This window comes from Cellulomonas pasadenensis (genome assembly GCF_047229365.1).
GTDB lineage: Bacteria > Actinomycetota > Actinomycetes > Actinomycetales > Cellulomonadaceae > Cellulomonas.
The window spans coordinates 46,779-54,128 of record NZ_JBFTEP010000006.1 but is presented as its reverse complement, the minus strand read 5'-3'; the positions used below and the strand labels follow the sequence as shown (position 1 = coordinate 54,128).

Here is a 7,350-nt window from a genome sequence, read left to right as displayed (position 1 = left end):
TTCGTGCGGGAGTTCCTGTGCAAGGTCTACCGCCGTCGCGTCGACGGACGCGGCACGCAGCGGGTGTGGGCGGCGGAGTGGTGGAGGTACCCGGAGGCGCTGATCCGCCTCGAGGCGCTGTGGCGGTCGTGGGAGAAGCTGCGCCAGGACCCGAGCATGGGCATGAGCGTGTGGTGGCGCGACCACGCCGACCACCACATGGCCGTCCTGCTCGACCCGTCCGGCCCGTTCGGCAAGGCGACCGGCGAGCAGAACGCCAACGGTTCCGACGAGCCGTTGCCGTACGCGCCGCCGCCGGAGGGGATGTTCCCCGACGAGCGTCGACAGCCGGCCCTGGAGCCTGCCCGGTGAGCTCGCGCATCTGGATGTCGTTTCCGGCCTTGCCTGTGCCACCCGTTGCGGCCGCCGGGCGGTGAGTGCTGGCGTGCGGTTCGACCGCGCGCCCTGTCAGTCGTCGCTGTGGCGGCGGTTGATGTACGAGGCCATGTGCGGGACGGTGAACGCGAGCTCGGCGCGCGCGGAGGCGTAGATCAAGCCCTTGGCGATCAGATCCCGACGCGCGACCGACAGGTCGGACGGCTTTCGCTTGTGCAGTCTCTCTACGAGTGCGGTGAGCAGGCTCGGGGCGTCGTTGTCGGCGGCCATCGCCCGCATCACGCGTTGCTCGGCCTTCGTGGCGCGCTCCCACCGGGCGCGGAAGAAGCCCGCGTCCAGGGCGTCGATGCCGGCGGCCGCGGCTAGGCGTGCGTCCTGGTCGGTGATGATGTCCGGGCCCGGGGCCAGTTGCCAGGCCTGGTGCCCGAACTCCTGGATGAAGTAGGGGTACCCGCCGGAGAGCTCGATGAGTCGCGCGAGGGCGTCGGGGGTGAAGTCTGCGCCGGCGGAGCGGGCGGGGTCGACGAACGCCTCGGCGGCGTCGTCGTGCCCGAGGCGGTCGATGTGGCGGTACTCGAACTGCCGCTCGGCGTACGAGCGCGCCTCGGACAGCACGGCCGGCACGCTGGGCAGTCCGGCGCCGAAGACGTAGAACGGCCACCGGTTCTGTGCAGCCTGGTGCTGCACGGTCAGCAGCGCCGTCAGGGTCGAGCTCTCCAGGTCCTGGATCTCATCGACGAACACCGCGAACCCGATGCCGGCGTCGACCAGGGCCGGCGCGACGTCCTGCACGAGCTCGGCCAGGTCGAACTCCAGCACACCGGAGTCCGCGCGCCCCCGGGCTGGCTGCAGGTCCACCCCGAAGCTCACGCCGGCACCGACGGACAAGCTGAACGAGGTGATCGTGGACAGTGCCGCCTTGAGCTTCTCGCCGACGCGTTCGGACCGGCTGGCGAGCCGGCGCGCGCTGGCCAGCAGGCCGCGCTCGAGCTGCTGACGCGCCAACGCACGAGCGTCCGGGTCGCGCTGCGCCTCGACCGACACCGTCAACCACCCGTGGTCGTCCAGCTCGTGCTGCAGCGCCCGCAGCAGCACCGTCTTGCCGACCCCGCGCAGCCCGTGCAGCATCACGCTGCGTGCCGACAGCCCGTTCTTCGTGCGCGCCGCCAGTACGCGCACGGACTCCAGCTCGCTCGATCGACCAACGAGCGCGACCGGCGTCGCGCCAGCCCCGGGCGTGTACGGGTTCGCGGCAGCGTCGATGATGAACTCCTCTAAGTAGGTATAAGCGAGAGTTTACACGCGTTCATACGACCTTAGAGGGTTCGCCACTACCCACTGCTTCCGGGCGCCTTGCAAGCCTTCATCGAACCTTCATCGCCTCAGAACGCTCGCCCAGGTGCGGTCGCGCGGGCCCGATCTAGCGTCGATGGCGACCGATGATCCCCGCGCCCTGGAGGAGATGGACGATGAAGACCGCCGCGATGCTGGAGACCTATCCCGCGAGCATCAACCTCGACCGTCAGCTGCTGGCCGGTGTCATCGACGCTGCGGTGGCCTGCGTGCAGGCGTGCACCGCCTGCGCCGACGCGTGCCTGAGCGAGGAGATGGTCGCTGATTTGCGCAAGTGCATCCGCACGAACCTCGACTGTGCCGACAGCTGCGCCGCCACTGCGCGGATCTTGTCCCGGCACACCGGTTACGACGCCAACATCACCCGCGCCCACCTCGAGGCGTGCATCGCCGCGTGCCGTGCGTGTGCGGACGAGTGCGAGCAGCACGCGCAGATGCACGAGCACTGCCGCATCTGCGCCGAGGCATGCCGGGCCTGCGAGCAGGCGTGCACGCAGCTGCTGGCCAGCATCAGCTGAGTCGCCCATCCGAACCGGAAGGCCCCACGATGAACACGACACAACGCCGCGCAGCCACCGTCGCCTGCGCGCTCAGCCTGGCACTCGCCGTGGCCGGCTGCAGTGACGGTACCGAAGCTCAGGGGCAGACGGCCGAGTCCAGCACCACCTCGCAGGCCAGCACGCCAACCCCGACGGCGAGCACGGCGATGAGCGACGCGATGTTCGCCGCGATGATGATCCCTCACCACCAGACCGGGATCGAGATGACGCAGATGGCACTGCAGAAGGCCGCCACCCCCGGTGTGCGAGAGGTAGCGCAGGCCGCGCAGACCTCCCAGCAGGAGCAGCTTCCCCTCCTCGAAGAGGTCGCCGCCACGGGTGATATGAAACCGATGCCTCCTGAGGAGCCGATCCAGCGGTTCAACGAGCAGGAGATGGCCGAGCTCATGGCACTCGAGGGGGAGGCGTTCGATCGCAAGTGGCTGGACGTGTTCAGCAGCCACCACATGTCGGCAATCATGATGGCCGATGTCGCACTCGCCTCGGACGGGAGCCCAGCGGCACAACAGCTGGAGCAGGAGATCCACGACGGACAACTGGGGCAGCTCGAGCAGATGAACACGCTCCGCGATCAGCTCGGCTGACTCGCCCTGCGACGGGCAGGTCGGTTCCTTCGCGCCCGGTCCTGTGGGCGGGTGTCCGCCACGGCGCGACCCGCGCTCAAGCCGTCGCGGCCAGGTTGCTCCGCACGACGTCGAGCAGCTCGGGGGGGTCGATCCACATCGAGGGGTAGTCGCCCTGCCAGATCTGCTGGCCCTGGGCGTCGATCAGCACGAAGCCGTGCCCGGGCAGACCCGCGTGCATCCCGGTGCCCAGCGTGCCGTAGGCGCCGGAGACGGTGCCGTCGTCGAGCAGGAACGCGGTGCGCGCGCCGAGTCGTTCACGGTCGGCGTTGATCTGCTCGGCGGTGTTCATCACGACCGGCAGGACGGTGATGCCGTCCTCGGCGAACCCGTTCTCCTGCTCGATGCGGGTCATCTGCACGATGCACGCGTCGCAGCCGGCGCCCTCGTTGAAGTACAGCAGTACTGGCTTTCCGCGTAGGTCGGACAACGTTACTGACGTGCCGTCCGAGGCCGGCAAAGTGAAGTCGGGTGCGGCGCGCACGTCGTTCGACTGCTGTGGTCGCGCCGAGAGCAGCGCCGCGGTGACCACGGCGACGGCGAACAGCGCGAGCACACCCCACGCGCCGAGGATGAGCACGCGCCGGCGTGTGCGGATGTGCGCCTGCTCGGCGCGCAGCCGCGCGGTGATGCGTTGGCGTTCCTGCTGGCGGCGGACGGCCGATCCTGACGTCATCGCTCGGTCCTCGGGGTCGGAGTGTGGCAGGACGCGACGGCGCCGGGCCCGGCATGTGCGGTCATCGCGGGCGAGTCCTGGACGGTAGGGGTGTCCTCGGTCAGCGGCGGCGCCGGCGGGCCGCCGCGGGATCGCCCGCGCAGCGTCGCCCACACGAAGACCGCGGCGAGGGCGAACAGCAGCAGACCTTGGACGGGTTCGGGAACCGGTGCGGCCCACGCCTGCAGCTGCAGGAACGCGTCGGTCAGCCAGCCCCCGGCCCACTCCTGGGCCGCGGTGCCGCGGGACATGTCGCTCTGGCCGGCCAGTGCGAGGACGAACACGCTCATCACGGCGAAACCCACCGCGACGGCGAGGTTGACCGTGTTGGTCTCATGCACGCGCGGACCCAGGCGCAGCCGGACCGGGCGGACCCGCCAGAACTGCTTCTCGCCCAGGCGGGTCCGGTCCCACAGCAGAGCCATCACGAACAGCGGGAAGACCATGCCGAACACGTACGCCAGACCCAGCAGCAACCCGCCGGCGGGTGTGGCCGACAGCGCCGACAGGGTCATCACCCCGGCCAGGACCGGTGCGCAGCACGCCGACGCCACACCGGAGAACACGCCCAGGGCGAAGAAGCTCGCGCCGTCCCCGCCGGTGGTGTCCGGGGCGCGCAGCACACGCGGCAGTGACCACATCCGCCCGGAGACGGCCAGGGCCGCCAGGGCGAACATCAACGCCCCACCCGCGTAGTACAGCGGTGCGTGGTATCGGGCGATCGCACCGGCCAGCAGGCTCGCGCCCAGGGTGAGCGGCAGCATCACCAGCGCCAGGCCGGCCGCGAACACGAACGTCAGCGGCAGCAGCTGCCAGCGGCGGTTGCGCACGGCGCCGGCGAGGTAGCTGGGCGCCAGGAAGACGATGCAGCAGGGCGCGAACAACGCGACCCCACCGGCCAGGAATGCGGCGATCACGCTGCCGGTGGTCAGCAGCTCACTGCCCACGATCGCCCCCGACGAGGACCCCGGCCGACTCGCGCCGCCGGGTCAGGAGCGCGGCCAGCCGCTTGGCGGGCAGCCGGCCCGCGCTGAAGAAGACTCCGTCGAGGAGGACCAGCGGGGCCATCGCGGGGCGGTGCAGCGCGACCAGCTGCTGCCCGTGGGCGCTGAGCACCGGTACGCGCACGACCTCGAAGTCGAAGTCGGCGGCCAGGTCCTGCAGCGTCTGCTCGGCCTCGGCGCAGTAGTGGCAGGCGCTGACCTGCACGACGGTGATCCGGGTGGTCGGTACGTTCGCGGTGACCATGAGCCCTCCAAACGGCCGGCTCGCTGCGCGCCTGGTGCGTCCATGGGAGCCGCGACCAGGCTCGCGGCGACGTGCGGTCGAACCGGTCGCCGAACGGTCAAAATTCGATGAAGGAGCAGGCGACAGCACCGGCCGGTGGCCCTTCGCGGCGCGAGTGCCGATCACACTGGCCGCATGAGCACCTCACAGGCGGCGCACCGGGCGTTGGTCGTCGACGACGAGCGACCGTTGGCGCAGCTGGTCGCCGGGTACCTCGAGCGGGAGGGGTTCGAGGTCGACCTGGCGTTCGACGGGCACACCGGCATCACGCTGGCACGCGACCGCGACCCGGACGTGGTCGTGCTCGACCTCGGCCTGCCCGAGGTCGACGGGATCGAGGTGTGCCGGCAGATCCGCACGTTCTCCGACTGCTACGTCGTGATGCTCACCGCCCGCGCGGACGAGGTCGACGTGCTCGTCGGGCTCAAGGTCGGCGCGGACGACTACATGACCAAGCCGTTCAGCCCACGTGAGCTCGTCGCACGGATCGGAGTCCTGCAGCGCCGCCCCCGCCGCGCGGCGGGGGAGCCTGGCGGGCAGACGGCGTGGTGGACCTTCGGTGCGCTGCGCATCGACCCGGTCGGGCGGGAGGTCCGCGTCGAGGACGAACCGGTCGCGTTGACCCGCACCGAGTTCGACATCTTGTCCGCGTTGGCGGCCCACCCGCAGCGGGCGTTCACCCGCCGCGCCCTCATCGGGGAGGTGTGGGGGCACGAGTGGATCGGTGACGAGCACCTGGTCGACGTCCATCTGCTCCACGTGCGGCGCAAGCTCGGCGACAGCGCCGCCGAGCAGAAGTACGTGCGCACGGTCCGCGGCGTCGGGTACCGGATGGGGACCGGCCGGTGAGCCGGTGGCGGCAGGCCCGCCGCGGCATCGCCGGTCGCCTGCTGGCCGCGATGGCCCTGGTCATCATCACCGCCGCCCTGACAGCCTGGCTGGTCGCCTCCGCGACCGGTCCGGTCCTGTTCCACCAGCACATGCTCGAGGCCGAGCGTTCGGCCGGGACGGTGGTCGAGCACGCCGAGGAGGCGTTCGTCTCGGCCAGCGCGCTGACGCTGCTGGTCGCGCTGCTCGCCGCCGCCCTGACGGCGCTGCTGGCCAGCGTCGTGCTGGCGCGGCGGCTGGCCGCGACCTTGGGGCACATGTCCACCGTGGCCGCGCAGGTCGCCGCCGGCCGGTACGAGGCGCGGGTGCCGGCCCCGCACATCGGCGCGGAGTTCGACGCCCTGGCCACTTCGTTCAACGAGATGGCCGCGCGCCTGGAGAACGTCGAGACGCTGCGTCGACGGCTGATGAGCGACGTCGCGCACGAGCTGCGCACCCCGGTCGCGACGATCTCGGCCTACCTCGACGGCCTCGAGGACGGCATCGAGCAGCTGACCCCGCAGACCGTGGACGTCCTGCGCGCGCAGGCCTCGCGGCTGACCCGCCTGGCCTCCGACCTGGCGGCGGTGACCCAAGCCGAGACCGGCGAGCAGCAGATGCGCCGTGAACCGGTCAGCCCGCGGGAGCTGCTGCAGGACACCGCGGCCGCGTTCGCTGACCGGTTCGCCCAGGCGGGGGTGCGGCTCGACGTCGACGTGCCGCGCGGCCTCGAGCCGGTCCTGGTCGACCAGGACCGGTTCGGGCAGGTCCTGACCAACCTGCTGGACAACGCGCTGCGGCACACCCCTGCCGGTGGGCGGGTCACCCTGTCCGCCGCGCGTACCCCGACCGGGACCCGGTTCGCCGTCACCGACACGGGGGAGGGCATCAGCGCCGAGCACCTTCCGTTCGTGTTCGAGCGCTTCTACCGGGTCGACACCGCCCGCGACCGCGGCCACGGTGGCACCGGGATCGGCCTGGCGATCGCCCGCGGGCTGGTGCACGCCCACGGCGGGTCGATCACCGCGCAGAGCGCGGGCGCGGGTACCGGCACGCAGTTCGTCATCGAGCTTCCCCGCGCACCGGTGCGGCGATCTTCAGTGATGCTTCATCGACCGCGATACCAGCCCTGACCGACCACCAGCAGCCTGAGCACAGGCAACGACCCGCACACCCGAGGAGACGGCGATGGGGCTGTGGTGCACGCCGACGACGGCCGGCGGCTGGGTGGCGATGGTCCTGGTGTGGGCGCTGGCCCTGGCGGCGGTGCTCTGGGCGCTGGGCCGGCTGTTCCCCGTCCAGCGCGCACGACCGACCCCGCCACCCCCTGCACCGGCCGGTGACGGCGACGCGGGAACCGCCGCCGCAGCGCCGCCGGCGTCCGTCGGCGCCCCGCCGGCGGGTTCTTGATCAAACCTTCACCGTGCGGCGAGGCCCCCTCAAGGCGGCGGGGAGATAGTCAAGGTGTCGCTCGGCGCCGCAGAGCGCAGCGCCGCACAGCACACACGGGAGCCTGGCGCCCCGGTCCCTGCTACCGGTCGGGCCGGCCCGTGCCGCCCCGTATGACACG

At 71.5% G+C, this 7,350-nt stretch carries 10 protein-coding genes; 6 read left to right on the top strand and 4 right to left on the bottom strand.

Going from position 1 to position 7,350, the window contains the following annotated elements:
• The coding region (locus AB6N23_RS02095) for a DUF4913 domain-containing protein (RefSeq protein ID WP_412864286.1) at positions 1-351 on the top strand (351 nt) is incomplete at its 5' end.
• A 96-nt stretch (positions 352-447) separates the two neighbouring features.
• On the opposite strand, the gene AB6N23_RS02090 is transcribed toward AB6N23_RS02095, so the two are convergent.
• The gene (locus AB6N23_RS02090; protein WP_412864290.1) at positions 448-1,638 is read right to left on the bottom strand and encodes an ATP-binding protein; all 1,191 of its coding nucleotides are present in this window, start codon (positions 1,636-1,638) and stop codon (positions 448-450) included.
• Between the two features lie 206 nt (positions 1,639-1,844).
• On the opposite strand from AB6N23_RS02090, the gene AB6N23_RS02085 reads away from it, so the two are divergent.
• The gene (locus AB6N23_RS02085; RefSeq protein WP_412864284.1) at positions 1,845-2,246 is read left to right on the top strand and encodes a four-helix bundle copper-binding protein; all 402 of its coding nucleotides are present in this window, start codon (positions 1,845-1,847) and stop codon (positions 2,244-2,246) included.
• A 29-nt stretch (positions 2,247-2,275) separates the two neighbouring features.
• The gene (locus tag AB6N23_RS02080) at positions 2,276-2,872 is read left to right on the top strand and encodes a DUF305 domain-containing protein (protein WP_412864282.1); all 597 of its coding nucleotides are present in this window, start codon (positions 2,276-2,278) and stop codon (positions 2,870-2,872) included.
• A gap of 76 nt (positions 2,873-2,948) precedes the next feature.
• Here AB6N23_RS02080 and AB6N23_RS02075 read toward each other — a convergent pair whose 3' ends face one another.
• Genes AB6N23_RS02075 through AB6N23_RS02065 form a run of 3 tightly spaced genes read right to left on the bottom strand, consistent with a single transcriptional unit; the run spans position 2,949 to position 4,874 of the window.
• On the bottom strand, positions 2,949-3,587 hold the full coding sequence (locus AB6N23_RS02075) for a peroxiredoxin family protein (RefSeq protein WP_412864280.1): 639 nt from the start codon (positions 3,585-3,587) through the stop codon (positions 2,949-2,951).
• Positions 3,584-4,573: a cytochrome c biogenesis CcdA family protein gene (locus AB6N23_RS02070; RefSeq protein ID WP_412864279.1), complete on the bottom strand. Its 990-nt coding sequence runs from the start codon at positions 4,571-4,573 to the stop codon at positions 3,584-3,586. The genes AB6N23_RS02075 and AB6N23_RS02070 overlap by 4 nt, the downstream gene beginning before the upstream one ends.
• Positions 4,563-4,874, bottom strand: a complete 312-nt coding sequence (locus AB6N23_RS02065) for a thioredoxin domain-containing protein (RefSeq protein WP_412864277.1) — start codon at positions 4,872-4,874, stop codon at positions 4,563-4,565. The genes AB6N23_RS02070 and AB6N23_RS02065 overlap by 11 nt, the downstream gene beginning before the upstream one ends.
• A gap of 174 nt (positions 4,875-5,048) precedes the next feature.
• Here AB6N23_RS02065 and AB6N23_RS02060 point away from each other — a divergent pair, with 174 nt between their 5' ends.
• The 3 genes from AB6N23_RS02060 to AB6N23_RS02050 are packed head-to-tail and all read left to right on the top strand — an operon-like array spanning position 5,049 to position 7,190.
• Positions 5,049-5,762 (top strand): response regulator transcription factor, encoded by a 714-nt coding sequence (locus AB6N23_RS02060; protein ID WP_412864275.1) that lies wholly within the window; start codon positions 5,049-5,051, stop codon positions 5,760-5,762.
• Positions 5,759-6,913 carry a sensor histidine kinase gene (locus tag AB6N23_RS02055; RefSeq protein ID WP_412864273.1) on the top strand — a complete coding sequence of 385 codons (1,155 nt, stop codon included), beginning with the start codon at positions 5,759-5,761 and terminating at the stop codon, positions 6,911-6,913. The genes AB6N23_RS02060 and AB6N23_RS02055 overlap by 4 nt, the downstream gene beginning before the upstream one ends.
• A 55-nt stretch (positions 6,914-6,968) precedes the next feature.
• Positions 6,969-7,190 carry a hypothetical protein gene (locus AB6N23_RS02050; RefSeq protein WP_412864271.1) on the top strand — a complete coding sequence of 74 codons (222 nt, stop codon included), beginning with the start codon at positions 6,969-6,971 and terminating at the stop codon, positions 7,188-7,190.
• The last annotated feature ends 160 nt before the right edge of the window (positions 7,191-7,350 follow it).